Source organism: Sphingobacterium sp. UBA7631 (genome assembly GCF_002483935.1).
In the GTDB taxonomy this organism is placed as follows: domain Bacteria; phylum Bacteroidota; class Bacteroidia; order Sphingobacteriales; family Sphingobacteriaceae; genus Sphingobacterium; species Sphingobacterium multivorum.
The window spans coordinates 325,891-345,377 of the sequence record NZ_DLIX01000006.1 but is presented as its reverse complement, the minus strand read 5'-3'; the positions used below and the strand labels follow the sequence as shown (position 1 = coordinate 345,377).

The window sequence follows — 19,487 nt, the reverse complement described above, 5'->3', positions numbered from 1 at the left end:
TTACACAAAAAAAACCGATAATCAAGATTATCGGTTTTTATATGCTCCAAGCAATATCTAGCCTCTGCTGTTATAATTTGGTGCTTCTTTCGTAATGGAAATATTATGTGGATGGGACTCTCTCAGCCCTGCTCCTGTAATACGAACAAATTGTGCTTCCTGTAATCTTTCGATTGTAGCAGCACCACAGTAGCCCATAGAAGCGCGTAATCCACCAATGTATTGATAAACAACCTCAGCCAGTGTACCTTTATATGGAACACGTCCCACAATACCTTCAGGAACCAATTTTTTGATATCATCTTCTACGTCTTGGAAATAACGATCTTTCGATCCTTTTTCCATGGCTTCGATTGAGCCCATACCGCGGTAAGATTTAAACTTACGTCCTTCATAGATAATTGTTTCCCCTGGAGCTTCTTCCACGCCTGCGAATAGAGAACCAGCCATAATGGTGCTTGCTCCAGCTGCGATTGCTTTTGCAATATCACCAGTCTGTTTGATACCCCCGTCTGCGATCAATGGCACGCCAGTTCCTTTAAGGGCTTTGGCAACTTCATAGACGGCATAAAGCTGAGGAACACCGACACCAGCAATGATACGGGTTGTACAGATAGAGCCCGGTCCGATACCTACTTTTACAGCATCTGCACCTGCTTCAGCCAAAGCTGTTGCTGCTGCACCTGTTGCAATATTTCCAACGATTACCTGTAGGTCAGGGAACTGCGATTTCACCAATTTCAACTTATCGATTACACCTTTAGAATGCCCATGTGCCGTATCGATTGTGACCACATCCACACCTGCTTTCACCAAAGCCTCCACGCGGTCAAGGGTATCGGGTGTAACGCCTACTGCAGCACCAACCAATAAACGACCATGGCTATCTTTGGCAGCATTCGGGTAATGCTTATATTTTTGTATATCTTTAAAGGTAATCAAGCCTTTCAAAATACCTTCTTCATTGACTACTGGAAGTTTTTCGATTTTTTCGTTTTGAAGAATTTCTTCCGCTTTCACCAAATCCGTTCCTTCGGGAGCAACCACAAGATTTTCCTTGGTCATCAATTCATTGATGGGACGGCTCATATCTTTTTGGAAACGAAGATCACGATTCGTTACAATACCGACCAATTGACCTTTTTCGTTCACAACAGGGATTCCACCAATCTTGTGCTCCTTCATAATATTGAAGGCATCACCCACCGTTGCTGTTGCCAATAACGTAACTGGATCCTGAATCATACCGCTCTCAGAGCGTTTTACTTTACGTACTTCAGCAGCTTGTTCTGCAATAGTCATGTTCTTATGTAACATACCAATACCGCCAGCTTGTGCAATCGCAATCGCCAAATCAGCACCGGTTACCGTATCCATTGCTGCAGAAACCAATGGAATATTTAATTTGATTTTTTTTGTTAGCGAAGTGCTCGTATCAACGTCACGGGGTAAAATTTCAGAATAAGCTGGAATTAATAAGACGTCGTCGTAAGTGAGACCTTCTGCTACGAATTTTTGTGGATCTAATTGCATGGCAAATATGTATTGGGTTTTCTATTTGCCAGGCAAATTTAAGAAAAATAAGCAATAATAAAAAATAAAAGATACAAATTACAATCGGAAGACAAATTAGAAACGTTATGAATTAAGCATTCATTACGGCCAACGTGTAAGCAATATCATTTTTTGGCAAGCTATTTGCTTTTGTGTAACACGAAAAGTTATTTTAATTAATGAAAATATAAAGATAAGATAATTATGAAAAAGACATTACTCTCATTAGCTGCCGTCGCAGCATTAGCATTTGGCGCACAGGAAGCGAAAGCTCAGTCTCCATTTAGATCAGCGATAGGTGTTGTATTCGATGGTACAACAACTGACTTATGGGGTGTTCAATATAAGCAATCTTTTGGCGGTGCCAACATGGGACAAGCACAGGTGATGTTTGACGACCACGTGGTTGCTGTAGGTGCAGACTACCAATATGCAAGACCCTTCCAAGGCGTGAATGGTTTGGGATGGTATGCCGGCGTTGGTGCACAATTGACATTTATCGACGTAGGAGATAATATTACAAATGTTGCTTTACGTCCTCAACTAGGTTTGGAATTCAAAATTCCAGTTGCTCCGATTGCTTTCCACGCAGACTGGAAACCAGACTGGAGATTGAACCACAATAGTGATTTTGATGCATCAACATTTTCTTTTGGTATCAAATACACATTGAAATAATATAAGCAACTAAACAGTGTAAAAAGGTCCTTCTCGTCTTGAGTAGGGCCTTTTTTTATAAATAAAATCAATTAATATTTCTTTTTTTCTTCAATTCTCCTATTTTTATGCCGTTGACCTAATTGGCATAAATAAAACTTTTCATTCTACAAAAATTTTATACCTTTGCCATTCTTGGTAAAATGTGATTAAACGAGAACTAATTATCAATTACATAAACAGTATTTAACATTAAAATTAATACAATTATAACAGACGATGCAAGGTAAAGGGCTGATTAAACTTTTAGTGATAGTGGTGTCATTAGCGTGTCTATACTCCCTATCATTTACTTGGGTGACCCGCAATGTGGAGCGAGATGCTGAGAATTTTGCCAAAGGAGACTTGGCAAAAGAGAAAAGCTATCTCGACTCAATGGCAGGTGAAGTAGTGTACAATTTAGGTTTTGCAAAATACACCTATCGGGAAGCTAAAGCAAATGAACTCGCTTTGGGATTGGATTTGAAAGGCGGTATGAACGTAACCATGGAGATCTCATTGGACGAATTGATCCGCAATTTGGCGAACAATCCAAAAGATGAGAAATTCAACAAAGCGTTGGAACAGGCAGTGGCAAAAAGTAAAACGAGTGCAAAAACAGTCGTTGCTTTATTTATGGAGGAATACAAATCCATCGGTGCTACAACGCCACTTTCAACATTCTTCTCAACAAAAGACAATGCTTCTTTAATTAAACCGGGTGATTCAGACTCAAAAGTTGAATCATTCCTTCAAAAAGAAGCAGACAATGCCATCCAAAATTCTTACAAAGTACTTCGTACGCGTATCGACAAATTTGGCGTTGCATCTCCAAACATTCAAATTCAACAAGGTACAAACCGTATTTTAATCGAATTACCTGGTGTAAAAGATGAAAGCCGTGTTCGTAACCTATTACAAGGTTCAGCTAAATTGGAATTCTATGAGACCTATACGAATCAGGAAGTTTATCCAATATTAGAAAATATCGACAAAACTTTAGCTTCAACGTTAAAAGCTGCTCCAGCAGCTACGACAAATGCTGCTGCAGATACAAGCAAAAAATCAGATGATTTATTGTCTAATCTAACCGGTGGTAAGAAAGATGCTAAGAAAGACAGTGCTACTGTAAATCTAGGTCAGAAAAATCCATTATTTGAAGTATTACGTCCAGCAGTTTATATGGGCGAAAACCAACAAATGGCGCTTATGCCAGGTTCCATGGTTGGTATTGCTTCTTTAAAAGATACAGCAAAAGTAAATGCTTATTTACAACGTCCAGAGGTAAAATCAATCCTACCTGGAAACTTAAAACTTTTATGGGCTGTAAAACCTGAGCAAAAGACACCTGAGCAACTATCATTATATGCAATTAAAGGATCTGGACAAGACAACGGTGCTGTATTGACAGGGGATGTGATCACTGACGCAACAGCAAACTTTGATGAGAAAAATCAACCTGTAGTTGGTATGCAAATGAACAGTGAAGGTGCTCATCAATGGAAGAAAATTACAGCAAAGGCCGCTCAAAACAGAGATGCAATTGCTATCGTTCTTGATAATGTGGTTTATTCGGCTCCTTCTGTAAACGGTGAAATTCCAAATGGTAGCTCATCGATCTCTGGATCTTTTACAGTAGAAGACACCAAAGATTTATCAAACGTATTGAAAGCAGGTCGTCTTCCGACAACTGCTAAAATCGTTGAAGAAGCAGTTGTTGGTCCTACTCTAGGTCAGGCTGCCATCGATGCGGGTGTTAACTCTGCTGTTATCGGTATTATCGTAGTAATGATCTTTATGATCGCTTACTACAATACTGCAGGTATCGTGGCAAACATCGCGGTGTTGTTAAACGTATTTATCATTATGGGGGTATTGGCATCCTTAAATGCTGTACTCACCTTACCGGGTATCGCGGGTATCGTATTAACGATGGGTACTGCGGTCGATGCGAACGTCTTGATTTATGAACGTATCCGTGAAGAACTGGGATTAGGAAAATCGATCCGTCAGGCTGTTGCAGATGGTTACAAACACGCTTTACCTTCCATCCTGGATTCGCAGATCACAACGTTTTTGATCGGTATTATCTTATTCTTATTTGGTAGTGGTCCAATCTTAGGTTTCGCAACAACATTAATGGTGGGTATCATTACTTCATTGTTTACTGCGATCCTTGTTACTCGTGTTATTTTCGAATGGATGTTGGCGAAAGATTTCAAAATCAAAGTCTCTTTCCCTTGGTCTGCAAATACCTTGCATAATGCAAACTTTAAATTCGTTCAGAAACGTAAAATCTTTTATGCGATTTCAATCGTTGCCGTGTTAATTTCTGCGGCATCAATTTTCACAAAAGGATTCAGTTTAGGTGTAGACTTCCAAGGTGGCCGTACGTATACTGTCCGTTATGATAAACCTGTGGACTTGGAAGCTGTACGTACAAACTTGGATGATATCTTCCAGAAAACAACTGAAGTAAAAGTCTTTGGTGCATCCAACCAACTGCGTATAACAACAACTTACCATATCGAAGAAACTTCGGACACTGCTGATAAAGAGGTATTGGACAAATTAAACCAAGGTTTATCAAAAGTAGATGCTTCCAATAAACATGAGATCCTTTCGTCCCAAAAAGTTGGACCAAGTATCGCTACCGACATCAAATCTAGAGCAACCAGTTCCGCAGTTTTCTCTATCATCATTGTTGCAGCTTACATCCTGATCCGTTTCCATAAATGGGAATATTCAGTTGGAGCAGCTATTGCAACAATTCACGATGCGATTATTTTATTGGGATTATTCTCAATTTTGGATGGTATCGTACCATTCTCATTGGATATTGACCAACACTTTGTGGCAGCGATATTAACTGTAATTGCCTACTCGGTGAATGATACAGTGGTTGTATTTGACCGTTTACGTGAATTCGTATCGAAACCAAATGCGCATAATGAAGATCTAGGCGATGTGGTAAACCATGCGATCAACTCTACTTTAAGTAGAACAATCATCACATCATTGACAATAGTGTTTGTGCTTGCTGTATTGTTTATCTTTGGTGGTGAAGTTATCCGTGGATTCTCATTCGCAATCTTAATCGGTGTTATCGTAGGTACATATTCATCGATTATCTTAGCAGCACCTTCGGTATATGACTTACGTAAAGGAAAGCATTTAGCAGAAGGTAATACAGCTAAAAAAGCTGAAGTCGTAAGACCATAATAGCTAATGTTAATAAAATAAAGAAGGGCGTTCGAATGAACGCCCTTTTTTTATTGCATTCAAATTACTTGTCACACTAAATATTTTAAATATATTTGTTACACTAAATATTTGTATGCTAAACGAAAAATTTGACCGCTACTCTTTCATCTTGGACCAAACGGCCAAGAAAGTAAAACAGTTCGCCCAATCTTCTTTTGCGGAGAAAGGATTTGATATTACTGTAGACCAATGGACCATCTTAAAGGCTTTATACGAAACAGATCAACTTTCACAAAAAGAATTGGCAAAGCGCTGCGGAAAAGACCAGCCCACACTGACACGGATCGTTGATATCCTTCTTAAAAAAAACCTGGCCGAGCGGATTACTGACGAAACTGACCGTCGAAGTCTCTACCTTCATTTGACAGAAGAAGGAAAATTAAAAGTAGCATCGCTAACGCCGCTTGTTACAGAGATTCGCATGAAGGCCTGGGAAAATCTAGCAGACGAAGATTTCGAAGCTTTTACAAGAATTTTGAATACAATATATAACAACTTAAATATAGAATAGCTATGATAAATACGGATATCTGTATCATCGGAGCAGGACCTGTTGGCCTATTCGCAGTTTTTGAAGCTGGACTTTTAAAAATGCGCTGCCATTTGATCGATGTACTACCTCAAGTGGGCGGTCAGCTTTCGGAGATCTACCCCCATAAACCTATCTACGACATTCCCGGTTATCCAAGTATCACTGCGCAGGAATTGATCGATAAACAGCTCGAACAGATTAAACCCTTTGACCCCACATTCACCTTAGGCGAGCGAGTGGAACATATCACAAAACAGGACGATGGTTCCTTTATCGTAGAAACCAATGATCATACGATGGTCCATACACAGGTCATTGTCATTGCCGGGGGATTAGGTTGCTTTGAACCGCGCAAGCCAGAAATCCCAAACCTTCATCTCTTTGAAGGAAAAGGCGTCGATTATATGGTAAAAGATCCCGCCAAATACCGGGATAAAAAAATCGTCATTGCCGGTGGCGGTGACTCCGCGCTCGACTGGACTTTCCATCTTGCAGATATTGCGCAACAGGTCACTTTAATCCACCGAAGTGACTCCTTCAGGGGTGCCCCAGACTCGGCTGAGAAAGTGTTCAAATTGGCCCAGCAGGGTAAGATCAACCTATTATTGTCTCACAATCTGACCAATATCCTTGGCAATGGCTACTTGTCCCATGTTGAAACCACAAATAAAGAAAAAGAAGTCATTGCTACAGATGCAGACTATTTTATTCCTTTATATGGTCTTACACCGAAGCTTGGTCCAATTGCAGATTGGGGATTAAATATCGATAAAAATGCCATAGCGGTCGATACGTTCGATTACTCGACCAATATCGAACGAATCTATGCTATTGGAGACATCAACACCTATCCAGGTAAACTGAAACTCATTCTTTGTGGGTACCATGAGGCTGCACTAATGTGCCAAAGTGCGTTCAAATTTGTGTATCCAGATCAAAAATTGACATTCAAATACACCACAGTAAACGGTATAAATACTTTCTAGCCATGGACGATAATTTAATTCAAGTCACTGTTATAGATCGGGATGGGACCGAAAATATCCTGGAAGTTCCGACCGATATCAATCTTTCACTCATGGAGATTTTAAAGGCATCCGACTATGAGATATTGGCCACTTGCGGTGGTATGGCGCTGTGCGCTACCTGCCATGTCGAAGTTGTCGAAGGACTGCATACACTTCCCCAAGCGAGTGATCAAGAACTCGACATGCTGGACACGCTTCCGGATGCCGATGATCAAAGTCGACTTGCCTGTCAGATGTATCTACAGAATAACAATAACGGCATGAAAATCAAGATCAAAGGTGCGCTACAATAGTATCATCATTGTGTATAAAATACACAATGATGATACTATACATCGTTTTTTTTCAAAGGGTACAATGTACACTATAAAGAGCTAAAAATCAAACAACTACAAAACATATTATTGAAAGAATTAGCCTCTTTACAATAAAATTCACAACATATCAGCATAATAAATAAATATTTTTTAGCTTTTTGAGCCAAAATTTAAGATATTTGCAGCTTAATTCGATTGTACCGAATTTTTACAACAAACTATTAAAAATATGCCAAGCAATAGTTCAAATAGAAAATTCCCAAGAGTAATCATTATTGGTGCTGGATTTGGAGGAATTGAAGTTGCTAAAAAGCTTAAAAATAAGGAAGTTGAAGTTCTGTTGCTGGACAGAAATAACTTTCATACTTTTCAACCATTGATGTACCAAGTTGCCACGGGTACTCTTTCAGCGGACTCCATCTCCTTCCCTGTTCGCAAAATGTTCAAAGGTCAAGACAACTTTCATTTTAGACTTGCTGACGTAAAAAGCGTAGACAATGAAGCTAAGATTGTAAGAACAGATGTTGGTGATTTTGACTACGATTATTTAATTGTTGCGACAGGTGCTACCACGAACTTCTTCGGAAATCAGCAAATCACGAAATATGCTTTGCCGATGAAAAATATACAAGAAGCATTAAATATTCGAAGCTATGTTTTACAGAACCTCGAAGAAGCAGTGCGAATAGAAAACCCTGCTGATCGTAAAGCTAATTTGAACTTTGTTATTGTTGGGGGTGGTCCAACAGGTGTAGAACTTTCGGGAGCAATCGCAGAAATTAAAAACAATGTTCTTGAGAAAGATTATCCAGAATTGAAAAAATCTGAGATGTCGGTTTACCTGGTTGAAGGACTTCCAAAAGTATTGGCCAACTTATCTGAAAAATCTTCTAAAGATTCAGAAAAGTACCTCAAAGATTTGGGTGTAGAAGTATTATTGAATGTTCAGGTAACTGGATATGATGGCAATTCAATTACTTTCGCCGATGGCAGAAGCATTGAAACAAAAACTGTTATCTGGGGAGCAGGTGTAGCTGGGCAGTATCCGAATGGTTTCAAAAAGGAGATTATCCAACGTGGTAACCGTATACAGACAGATGATCAATGCCGTGTTATTGATATGCCAGGGGTCTATGCTATTGGTGATGTTTCGGCATTTATCACAGATGATCTTCCTCGTGGCTTACCTGGTGTTGCACCGGTAGCGCAACAGCAGGGAGCATATGTTGCAAAACACATTCTCCAAACCATGTCCAATCAACCAACAGAGAAATTCAACTATTTTGATAAAGGATCCATGGCTACGGTAGGTCGTAACAAAGCTGTCGTCGACATGGGAAAAATCCATTTCAATGGATTCTTTGGCTGGATGACATGGATGTTTGTCCACTTGATGTCCATCTATGGATTCAGAAATAAATTGATCACATTCGTCAACTGGTCGATCAAATTTTTCACCAAAAACAGTGGTGTGCGTTTGATCTTCCACAAATATGATGAGCCAACTCCAGAGGAAAAAAAAGCAGAAACTGCCCACTAACTTCCTATTGGAGTCTAAATAAACATATTTCAGTAGCCCGACAGCGGCATTATCCCAAACGATAATGCCGCTGTTTCTTTTATCTTTATTAACCTTATGAAGCTGTTTCTCTTCGCCATATTAACCTACTGAATAGGCTTCTAAAACGTTGTGACGGCTTCGCTTATCAGCTCTTCAAAGCATTTGAGTCTTTAGCTAGTTTTCAAAACCACCTTTTCACTTTTGGATTCTTGCTCCTTGTGCTCCATGATTTAAAAAACACCCACTTATTTCTTAATTTAACACGGCGTCCGATTAAAAATAACTTCAGCCGGGACGTAAGAATTACAGATTATATTCGTTAAATTTAAAGACAGTTTTTTCCAGATAGAATTTACTTTCAGAATATAGTTTTTTTTGATGTATAACCTCAAAAAGATTAATTTTTTTTGTGTAGGTTTGCATATTATTTTAAAATAGCTTAAGGATTAGCAGATGGGCTTATTTAATTGGTTTACGCAAGAAGTTGCGATTGACTTGGGTACTGCAAATACCCTAATAATTCATAATGACAAAGTAGTAGTGGATGAACCTTCTATTGTTGCATTTGACCGCACCACAAACAAAGTGATCGCCATTGGTCGCCAGGCCATGCAAATGGAGGGTAAAACACACGATAATATAAAGACAGTACGTCCTTTACGTGATGGAGTAATCGCTGATTTTACGGCAGCTGAACACCTGATCAGAGGTATGGTCAAATTGGTAAACAATGGTAAGAGCTGGTTTTTCCCTTCCCTACGTATGGTTGTTTGTATTCCTTCCGGTATTACGGAAGTAGAGAAAAGAGCTGTACGCGATTCAGCGGAAATTGCTGGTGCGAAAGAAGTCTACTTAATTCATGAACCCATGGCTGCTGCTGTCGGCATCGGAATTGATGTGGAAGAACCAATGGGTAATATGATTATCGATATCGGTGGTGGTACCACTGAAATTGCTGTCATCGCTTTATCGGGTATTGTGTGTGACCAATCTATTCGTGTTGCAGGTGATAACTTCGACTCAGACATCGTTCAATACATCAGAAGACAACATAATATCATGATCGGTGAACGTACGGCTGAAAAAATAAAAATTGAAGTTGGTGCGGCTCTTCCTGAGTTACAGGAACCACCAGCAGATTTCGCCGTTCAAGGTCGTGATTTGATGACGGGTGTTCCTAAGCAAATTACTGTTTCTTATACCGAAATAGCGCATTGTCTGGATAAGTCCATATCAAAAATTGAGGAAGCGATCTTAAAAGCACTTGAAATCACTCCACCAGAATTATCAGCGGATATTTATCAAACAGGTATTTATCTTACCGGTGGTGGTGCATTGTTGCGTGGTTTGGACCGTCGTATACAAGCGAAAACTAAACTTCCAGTGCATATTGCTGAAGATCCATTACGTGCTGTTGTAAGAGGAACTGGTATTGCACTTAAAAATATTGGACGATTTAAATTCTTGATGCAATCATAACGTTCGATAATTAATAACAATATTTTATTAAAGAGCGATATAATATGCAAAACTATTATATCGCTTGCTTATTAAATACCCACATTAAAAAATGAGAAACCTTTGGTTATTCCTGAGACGATATAATGCATTCTTCTGGTTTATCCTATTTTTTGGATTCTCGTTATTTTTGGTGATCACCAACAATTCTTTCCAACGTAATTCTGTTTTAAATTCTTCAAATAGTATCATCGGAGGCCTGTATGCAAAGGTCAATTCCTGGAAAAGCTACCTGCACCTCGGGGAGACCAACGATGCACTTGCAAAGGAAAATGCACAACTGAGAAAGGACTTACAAGCCTATCGATCAACAGACAGCATCAAGATCGGTCCTGTCCCGGCAATCGATAGCAGTGAGTTTGGGCGTTACGAATTTATTATTGCAAATGTCATCAACAATAGCATTCACCAAAAGGCAAATACGATCACACTCGATAAAGGCAGTAAAGATGGTATAGAGCGAGGTATGGGTGTTATCGCTCCCAACGGAGTAGTTGGTATCGTATTGAATGTTTCCCAAAACTTCTCGACAGTGCAATCCCTATTGCATCCCGATACGCGTATATCCGTAACATTAGGCCACACCGAGGTTTTCGGCTCGTTGGTATGGGGCAATAGCATGGATTACCGCGCGGCAATGGTCAAGGAAATTCCAAACCATATCAAAGTCAACAAAGGAGATAAAGTGTACACCTCAGGATATTCAGGACATTTTCCAAAAGGAATTTTTGTTGGAACGGTCATTCAGACGGGGATCTCTTCAGGAGACGCTTTTTTGGATCTTAGACTATTGTTGAGTACCAATTTCTCCAACTTGCAACATGTCTACGTTGTAAAAGACTTGTTAAATAAAGAATTAAAGACACTAGAAGAATCGACAAAGGACAATGGCTAGGATTTTAATATTTAATATTATTCGATTTATCGTTTTGATAGGGATGCAAGTTTTCCTATTTCAAAATATCGGTTATTACAATCTGGTCGCTGCATTTCCTTATATCTTATTTATTTTTTTACTTCCTACAGGAACACCTAATTTCCTGGTGTATTTGATCGCATTTCTCACGGGACTTACCGTAGATTCGTTTTATGATACCCTTGGGGTCAATACCGCAGCCTGTGTTGCACTGGCAGCCTTCCGTATTTTCTTCATGAAAATTACGCTTGAAGTTGAAGAACGCGAATCTTTCTTTACCCCGATGTTGGGCTTCATGAATATTCGCTGGTTCTTTTCCTACATCTTTTTCGGAACATTGATTCATCATACATTTTTGTATCTCTTGGAATCTTTTTCCTTCCAGCACATCCAATACACCTTATTGAGTATCGTTTTAAGTTGTATATTTACAGTAATTATCATGCTATTATTTAGCATATTATTCTACAAAAAGAAAGATCGGTTGTAGTAAATCGATGGATAGAAATTCATTTCTATGAACAGTTTTTTTGCGCGTAAGTACGTCGTTTCAGGAATCTTTATTGCCATCACATTGACCTTGGTGGCCCGCTTATTCTATTTACAGATCATAGACGATTCCTATATACATTCCGCAAACAGCAATGTCATGCGCAAGGTCATTGTGTACCCCGCCAGAGGGGTTATTTTGGACCGAAAGGGAAAGGTATTGGTTCAGAACGAACCGGTATATGATCTTATGGTTACTCCGCGTGAGGTGAAAGAAATCGACACCGCTTTGTTTTGCAAATTGATAGACATTGACAAGGAGGGCTTTATCAAACGGATGGAAAAGGCAAGAGTGCACTCGCCTTACCGTGCATCTATTTTTGAAAAACAGCTGTCTGTACGGACATGGGCTCAATATCAGGAATACCAATATCAATTTCGTGGTTTCTATGTTCAAAAAAGAACAATCCGAAGTTACCCCGACAGCATAGCAGCTCAATTTTTAGGATATGTAAGTGAGGTAAATGATAAAGATATCGAACGCTCCAATGGGTTTTATCGTAGTGGTGACTACATTGGTCGCAGTGGAGTAGAACGCTCTTATGAAGACCTTATTCGTGGAAAACGCGGTGTCAACAACTTAATGGTTGATGCGTTGAACCGTCCGAAAGGGGTGTTTATGGAGGGGAAATACGACACACTTGCTGTTGCAGGGGAAGGACTGGTTTCCTCTTTGGATAAAGACCTTCAGATTCTTGGGGAGAACCTCATGAAAAATAAATTGGGGTCCATAGTTGCCATTGAGCCTGCAACGGGTGAAATCTTGGCCTATGTCAGTAGCCCGAGTTACAACCCCAACATGATGGTCGGCAGGCAGTCTGGCAATAATTATATGAAATTATTGAAAGACGAAACCAAACCGCTTTTTAACCGCCCTATTCAAGCCTCCTACCCTCCAGGCTCTGTATTTAAAGTTGTTTCAGCATTGACTGCGCAGCAGGCTGGTGTTATTGATCGTAATACCGTATTTTTCTGCCCACATGGATACAGCTATGGTGGTGGACGCGGCTGGATGGGCTGTACGCACTATCATGGATCAACCACATTACAGCGCTCTGTAGCCGTATCATGTAATACCTATTATGGTTTTACCTATGCTAAGATGATCGACGGACGTGGGCTTTCGGGACCTAAGGCCTACGATCTATGGCGCAATGCCGTGACACAGTTTGGAATTGGCCATAAACTAGGCATTGATCTACCGGGTGAAAAGCCGGGTTTACTGCCGACATCAGATTTTTATACCAAAAGATACGGTAACGATAAATGGCGTTCAAGTTTCAATATCTCCTTATCGATCGGACAAGGGGAAATGGGAATAACACCGTTGCAAATGGCCAACATTATGGCTATCGTTGCCAACAAAGGCTTTTATTACAGACCCCATTTGATTAAAGGTATTGGTGCACAGAAAATTGCCAAGAAGGAATTTACCGAAAAAGTCAGTGCCGGAGTGGATGAGCGGTACTATCCTGTTGTTATCCAAGGGATGAGTGATGCTGTTAATACACCCGAAGGTACCGCTTGGGCCAATCGTATCCCGGGCATCGAAATGTGCGGAAAAACAGGTACAGCGCAAAACCCACATGGTGAAAACCATGCCGTTTTCTTTGCTTTTGCCCCACGAGAAAACCCTAAAATTGCTATTGCTGTCTTTGTTGAAAACGCGGGTTACGGTGGAACCTGGGCAGGACCTATCGCAAGTATGATGGTTGAGAAATACCTCAAAGACACGATAACTGCGCCAAAATATATTCAGGACCGCATTTATAAAGCAAATTTTCTTCCTGCACCCAAAAAAGTTGTGGATCCAAAGACTAAAGATGTAAAAAAGACAGACTCAGTCAAATCGAAAACTGACACGTTAAAATCAAAACGCCATCTGGCAGCTTTAACAAAACCAAAGGAAACAATTGTTCACCATAGCGAGATAAAGAGAAGATATGAATAATCAAAAAACAAGTTTTTTTGGAAAGATAGACTGGCTAACCATCACGCTTTGGCTTGCGCTATGCTTGATCGGCTTATTCAATATCCGTGCAGCGGTGTTTAATCCTGAAATGCCCAATTTCTTTACCTTAGGAACCAATTATGGAAAACAGTCTTTATATCTTGTTTCCGCAATTATTCTAGGGGTATCCATTCTCATCATAGACGCGAAATTTTTCAGTTCCGCCTCACCGATATTTTATGGTATAACAGCTGTATTGCTTGTCATCGTGCTCGTGGTAGGGCGAAATGTCGGCGGAAACCAAGCGTGGATTGACCTAGGTTTTTTCCGCTTACAACCTTCTGAGTTTGCCAAACTTTCGACCTGTCTGCTCTTAGCTAACTTTTTGAGCGCTCAGAGCAATAAAGCACCGACCATGCAGACACTGGCCATGGGAGCCGGTATTGTCTTATTTCCTGTATTTTTAGTTATGCTGCAGCCCGATACGGGATCTGCCCTTGCGTTCTTTTCGTTGATTTTTGTATTCTATCGTGAAGGCTATGTAAATAATGAACTGCTTATATTTGGCGGGCTCTGCATTTTACTTTTTGTTCTTTCTTTATTGGTCAATCCTTGGATACTTATCTTGATTTTAGCATTGCTTATTGGCCTTGTCATGTGGAACTACCGCAAGAGAAGAAAATACATTATCAATCTCAGTATACTTTTTGCTGCATGCGCTGTATTTATTCTCTGTGTGGACCTGGTGTATGAGCATGTGCTACAACCTCATCAACGTGACCGTATTGACATTATCCTGGGTAAAATGGAAGACCCTAAAGGAAAAGGATATAATTTGAATCAGTCGAAGATTGCAATTGGATCAGGGCAGCTCCTAGGCAAGGGTTACCTGCAGGGAACGCAAACAAAATACAACTTTGTACCTGAGCAGAGCACGGACTTTATTTTTTGCACCGTTGGAGAAGAATGGGGATTTGTTGGATCGGTTACCTTATTACTTATCTATCTCACCCTACTGCTTCGCATTATTCATATAGCCGAACGACAGCGCTCAGCCTTCGCCAGGATATATGCATACGGTGTAGCGTCCATTCTCTTTTTTCACTTATTCATCAATATCGGTATGACCATCGGTATTGTTCCGGTTATCGGTATTCCGCTGCCTTTTATTAGTTATGGTGGTTCATCCTTATGGAGTTTCACCATTTTACTGTTCATCATGCTTAAATTTGATTCAAATAGAAAAGGAGNNCTCCTTTTCTATTTGAATCAATATTTAATTCTTTTCAACTCTTTTACCGCATCATTGAGAAAAACTATCATCGCCTCTGCATGACGCAGAAAAATTGTTAAATGCGTTCCAAAACGAGCTGTATGGCCTTATCAACAACTTCTTCAGGTGCGGAAGAAAACCGGCCATCTACCCGACTTGCCAAGATCGCATTGATGGATAAAGCTTGATGTCCAAACATATTAGCCAACGCATAAATACCAGCTGTTTCCATTTCCAGGTTGGTGAAGCGCTGACCTTTATATTGAAAGGAGTTGATCAAATCTATAAAATTAGGAATCGTATTCGTGGAGCGGACAGTCCTTCCCTGCGGAGCATAAAATCCGGGCGCAGTTAACGTAACTCCCTTCGGTAAATCAAAGGCAATTCGATCCAAAAGGCCTGCACCAGCTTTCGCAACGTAGGGGTTTAGGTTTAATGCAGAGAAATATTTGGCTAGTTCTACCTGAAGCGCCTGCTCCTCGCCGTCGTAAGATCCCTGATAATAGTTCATCAATGCATCAAGACCTACTCCATAAGCAGAGGCTAAAATAGTTCCCATCTCGACATCTTGTTGTACTCCTCCAGAAGTTCCAATGCGTACAATATGCAATGAGCTGAGCGTCGACTTTACTGTTCTATTGGCAAAATCAATATTTGCCAGTGCATCCAGTTCATTCAACACAATGTCAATATTATCAGTACCTATACCTGTTGAGATTACCGTCAACCGTTTATTTCCCAGATAGCCGGTATGCGTAATAAACTCACGCTTCCCTTTTTTGAGTTCAATACGGTCAAAGTACTTCGAGACTTTGGCTACACGGTCTGGATCGCCAACTGTAATTACTGTACCTGCCAGATCTTCCGGCAATAAATTCAGATGGTATATACTTCCATCTGCATTTAAAATCAATTCCGATGCGTTGATCATATTGTATACAAATAGCTTAACTGACAACCTTCTATTTTGGAAAACCGATCCACAATTCGATTGACTTGCATTTTTCGGACTTCAAACTCCAAATAACACTGATTATCAAACTCTTGCTTTTCAATGTCCACGCCCTCTTCCTTTATGATCCGCATAATATCATTCATATGCAGGTAATCAAAGGTAATACTATAATGGTCATTCACTGTACGCTCGATAATTTCGGCATGGATCAAAGCATCTTGGGTTGCTGATTTGTAGGCATTAATCAAGCCTGGAACCCCCAACAAAGTACCACCGAAATAACGAACGACAATGACGATAACGTTGGTGACATCCATAGACAGCAGAACGTTTAAAATAGGTCGTCCTGCAGTCCCCGAAGGCTCTCCATCATCGTTTACACGAAAGACCGCACGATCAGGTGTGAGGCGATAAGCCCAACAATGATGCCTCGCTTTCGGGTGAATCGCTTTCACTTCCAAGATCAAATCTTTTAATTGATCTTCGGATTTAAAAGGAAAAGCATAAGCAATAAACTTACTTCCCTTATCCCTAAAAATTCCCTCGTATTTTGCATTGATAGTCCGGTAAGTATCTTCAAATAAACTCATAGATATGCTATGATTAAAACTGAAACAATAGAAAGCGCTATGCCTAGATAATTCAACAACGATAGCCTTTCCTTAAAAAATAAGACGCCGATTAACGCACCCAATGAAATTACGCCAATGTTCATCCCCGTAAATACAACTGATGGATTTTCTGGTAGCGCACGATGCGCTTTCATATAGAATAGGATGTTACAGAAGTTAAATACACCCAAAACCAATCCATAGCCCATAGCTTGCCTTGAAAAACGTTGTTTTTCCACAAAAAGGAAATACAGCAATAGCACTATTGCAATAGACATCGCCATCACAAAGATAATAAATAGGGAACTGATATAAGGTATATCGACATGCAAGGCGACTTGTTTGAAGAGGATATCAATTATGCCCATACCGATAAATACCAATAACGGGTAAAGCGCTTTATAACGACTGTCTGCCGAACTAACATGCTGATTCTTTTGCCAACCAATAGAACATAGGATGGCCAATAAACCAAGAGCTATTCCCAGCATCTTGTGTCCTTCCATTTTTTCATGAAAAAAGAAAAATGATGCAAGCAAGGGTATGAACAACGATAGGCGCTGTGCAATCTCTGTCTTGACCAAACCGCTATAGCGAATGGACAAAGCAATAAAAACAAACATTCCAGGAAGTAATATCGCCAGGCTCATATACAACGTCATCGGCATAGCATCCCATACCAGCGATTTTAGATCTGGTTGTAAGACAAAATAGGTCAGTGCAACTGCCATGGGGTAATTCCAAACGATAACCTGTTTGGTTTCAACTCCATTTTGTTTTGCCAATTTTAATAAAACAGCAACGGTGACGCTGCAGATGACACTTAATAAAACAAAAATCATGATTCAAATTTCATTTATCTCCAAAGGCCACGTTTCTCCTGACGAGCCTGACGCTCCAATTTTACAAATAATTCTGCATATTGTACATTTGGTGCCAGCGTATAGGATACTGCATACCCTTGTTCAACCAAATCCCGATTGATAAATTTCTTTCCAACATACACATAGGCAAGAAGTCTTCCATACCGATCCCGTTTTCCAACGTCAAAGACCAACTTAACACTTTTGCCGTTTAACATCGTCGTTAAATACTGCTTTGCTTCTTGACCATAGTACCCGATTTCCTTCCGCGCAGTACGTCTCGTTTCCGGAGTATCTACTCCTATCAACCTAACTTTCTCCCCTTTTGGGGTTCCATTTTCAATGACAAAGGTATCGCCATCAATAACACGCTTTACTTTGGCGTCCTTTTCCTCTCCTTTAAAAGTGAAACCTGTCAACACCAAACAGATCACACTTATACACACATAAAAATTAATTCGTTTTAGCATAAAATCCAGCGTTTGCCCAAAGGTAATAAAATACTTTTTTAACAAAACAGCTAAAAAAACAATAATATTAACATTAAAAACACCTAAATTTAATATAAAAATATAGCTAAAAAACACGAAAAAATACAATCATTTTTAACACATAAAACAACTAAAAAATAAGGCTTTTTATAAAATAAAAATTGTTATAAAAACAGCCAAATAACCTAATTACAACATTATAACAAAATAGATATTCAAAAAAAATTAAAAATAAACAAGTAAAATTCAGCTAAAAAAACACATAAAAAACACATAAAAAATTCATTAAATAAATCAGATATTTTCAATAAAAAATTATTTTTTTCTTTGATATTTCAAAAACATTCGTACATTTGAAATGTCAAACAACAACAGGATGAACAGAACATATACATATTTCTATTTTAACTTCTTTTATTTTAAAAATAAGAGCCGGGATTAGATTGTGTATAAATCATAAAAAATACAAACAAGAAGAGTCCCGGTTCAAATGATCGGGACTCTTTTTTTTGGAGACAACATAGCGAACAAAAAACAATGAGTTTAAAAATTGCAATACAGGGAGCAAAGGCTTCATTTCATGAAGAGGCCGCATTTAAATTTTTCGGAAGAGAAGTTGAAATTGTAGAATGTGATTCATTTAAAAAAACTTGTGAATTGCTGAAGCAAAGAAAAGTCGACTATATCGTTATGGCGATCGAAAATTCAATTGCGGGAAGCTTATTGCCGAATTATAATTTATTGAGAGATTACAAGTTCCATATCACTGGGGAAGTTTACCTAAACATCCAACAGAATCTCATGGTATTGCCGGGCGTTAAATTAAAGGATATCAAACACATCGAATCGCATCCGATTGCTATTCGCCAATGCGAAGAATTTCTTTCTGAACTTGAGGGCGTACGCATAACCGAGGGATCTGATACGGCTGCAACTGCAAAAATGATTGCCGAGCGAAAATTGACGGATACTGCGGCAATTGCAGGGACATTGGCCGCTGAAATATATGGTCTTGAAATATTAGAAAAGAGAATCGAAACCAATAAAAAGAACGCAACGCGTTTCCTCGTACTATCGAATGAGGTTGTCGAACATAAAAATGCCAATAAAGCGTCATTATCATTCCAAACAGGAAATACAGTGGGATCTCTGGCGACTATTTTACAATGTTTTGCTGAACAGAATATCAACTTGAGCAAGATTCAGTCAATGCCGGTAATCGGAAAACGCAATGAATATGATTTTTTCGTCGACGTAGAATGGAAAAAACAAACAGACTACGAAGCAGCTATACGTAAAGTACTCAAACATAGTGTCAATTTCAATATTATGGGCGAGTATGTCAAAAACGAAAAACTATAATTAACAATTTACGCAGACAATATTAAAATAGATAATCAAACTTAAC

At 39.4% G+C, this 19,487-nt stretch carries 16 protein-coding genes and 1 pseudogene; 12 read left to right on the top strand and 5 right to left on the bottom strand.

What is annotated here, in order from left to right:
• Positions 1-57: 57 nt before the first annotated feature.
• Positions 58-1,533 carry an IMP dehydrogenase gene (guaB, locus tag B3P16_RS11935; protein WP_070565990.1) on the bottom strand — a complete coding sequence of 492 codons (1,476 nt, stop codon included), beginning with the start codon at positions 1,531-1,533 and terminating at the stop codon, positions 58-60.
• 225 nt (positions 1,534-1,758) lie between these two features.
• On the opposite strand from guaB, the gene B3P16_RS11930 reads away from it, so the two are divergent.
• The 11 genes and pseudogenes from B3P16_RS11930 to rodA all read left to right on the top strand — a co-directional run.
• Positions 1,759-2,232 (top strand): hypothetical protein, encoded by a 474-nt coding sequence (locus B3P16_RS11930; RefSeq protein ID WP_070565992.1) that lies wholly within the window; start codon positions 1,759-1,761, stop codon positions 2,230-2,232.
• Between the two features lie 258 nt (positions 2,233-2,490).
• Entirely contained in the window at positions 2,491-5,472 is a 2,982-nt protein-coding gene (gene secDF / locus B3P16_RS11925) for a protein translocase subunit SecDF (RefSeq protein WP_286753216.1), read from the top strand.
• 115 nt (positions 5,473-5,587) lie between these two features.
• Positions 5,588-6,025 (top strand): MarR family winged helix-turn-helix transcriptional regulator, encoded by a 438-nt coding sequence (locus tag B3P16_RS11920; protein WP_046671811.1) that lies wholly within the window; start codon positions 5,588-5,590, stop codon positions 6,023-6,025.
• Between the two features lie 2 nt (positions 6,026-6,027).
• Positions 6,028-7,032 carry an NAD(P)/FAD-dependent oxidoreductase gene (locus B3P16_RS11915; protein ID WP_286753215.1) on the top strand — a complete coding sequence of 335 codons (1,005 nt, stop codon included), beginning with the start codon at positions 6,028-6,030 and terminating at the stop codon, positions 7,030-7,032.
• Positions 7,033-7,034: 2 nt separating this feature from the next.
• Entirely contained in the window at positions 7,035-7,367 is a 333-nt protein-coding gene (locus B3P16_RS11910) for a 2Fe-2S iron-sulfur cluster-binding protein (RefSeq protein ID WP_286753214.1), read from the top strand.
• Positions 7,368-7,620: 253 nt separating this feature from the next.
• Positions 7,621-8,931: an NAD(P)/FAD-dependent oxidoreductase gene (locus tag B3P16_RS11905; RefSeq protein ID WP_286753213.1), complete on the top strand. Its 1,311-nt coding sequence runs from the start codon at positions 7,621-7,623 to the stop codon at positions 8,929-8,931.
• A gap of 474 nt (positions 8,932-9,405) precedes the next feature.
• Positions 9,406-10,431 carry a rod shape-determining protein gene (locus tag B3P16_RS11900; protein ID WP_046671815.1) on the top strand — a complete coding sequence of 342 codons (1,026 nt, stop codon included), beginning with the start codon at positions 9,406-9,408 and terminating at the stop codon, positions 10,429-10,431.
• A gap of 91 nt (positions 10,432-10,522) precedes the next feature.
• A complete protein-coding gene (gene mreC, locus B3P16_RS11895; RefSeq protein WP_070566004.1) occupies positions 10,523-11,365 on the top strand; it encodes a rod shape-determining protein MreC in 843 nt (280 codons plus the stop codon).
• Positions 11,358-11,876: a hypothetical protein gene (locus B3P16_RS11890; protein ID WP_046671817.1), complete on the top strand. Its 519-nt coding sequence runs from the start codon at positions 11,358-11,360 to the stop codon at positions 11,874-11,876. Before mreC ends, B3P16_RS11890 begins: the two co-directional genes overlap by 8 nt.
• A gap of 27 nt (positions 11,877-11,903) precedes the next feature.
• The gene (gene mrdA / locus B3P16_RS11885; protein ID WP_286843059.1) at positions 11,904-13,886 is read left to right on the top strand and encodes a penicillin-binding protein 2; all 1,983 of its coding nucleotides are present in this window, start codon (positions 11,904-11,906) and stop codon (positions 13,884-13,886) included.
• Positions 13,879-15,135: pseudogene (gene rodA / locus B3P16_RS11880) on the top strand (rod shape-determining protein RodA); the annotation flags it as partial. The gene mrdA and the pseudogene rodA, both read left to right, overlap by 8 nt.
• Positions 15,136-15,235: 100 nt before the next feature.
• Here the strand turns inward: rodA and B3P16_RS11875 are convergent.
• The 4 genes from B3P16_RS11875 to B3P16_RS11860 are packed head-to-tail and all read right to left on the bottom strand — an operon-like array spanning position 15,236 to position 18,058.
• Positions 15,236-16,090 (bottom strand): nucleoside phosphorylase, encoded by an 855-nt coding sequence (locus B3P16_RS11875; RefSeq protein WP_286753211.1) that lies wholly within the window; start codon positions 16,088-16,090, stop codon positions 15,236-15,238.
• Positions 16,087-16,704 (bottom strand): IMPACT family protein, encoded by a 618-nt coding sequence (locus B3P16_RS11870; RefSeq protein ID WP_112375621.1) that lies wholly within the window; start codon positions 16,702-16,704, stop codon positions 16,087-16,089. Before B3P16_RS11870 ends, B3P16_RS11875 begins: the two co-directional genes overlap by 4 nt.
• Positions 16,701-17,567, bottom strand: a complete 867-nt coding sequence (locus tag B3P16_RS11865; protein ID WP_286843057.1) for an EamA family transporter — start codon at positions 17,565-17,567, stop codon at positions 16,701-16,703. Before B3P16_RS11865 ends, B3P16_RS11870 begins: the two co-directional genes overlap by 4 nt.
• Positions 17,568-17,581: 14 nt before the next feature.
• Positions 17,582-18,058 carry a thermonuclease family protein gene (locus B3P16_RS11860; RefSeq protein WP_286753209.1) on the bottom strand — a complete coding sequence of 159 codons (477 nt, stop codon included), beginning with the start codon at positions 18,056-18,058 and terminating at the stop codon, positions 17,582-17,584.
• A 558-nt stretch (positions 18,059-18,616) separates the two neighbouring features.
• Between B3P16_RS11860 and B3P16_RS11855 the strand changes: the two genes are divergently transcribed.
• The gene (locus B3P16_RS11855) at positions 18,617-19,441 is read left to right on the top strand and encodes a prephenate dehydratase (protein WP_046671823.1); all 825 of its coding nucleotides are present in this window, start codon (positions 18,617-18,619) and stop codon (positions 19,439-19,441) included.
• Positions 19,442-19,487: the final 46 nt, after the last annotated feature.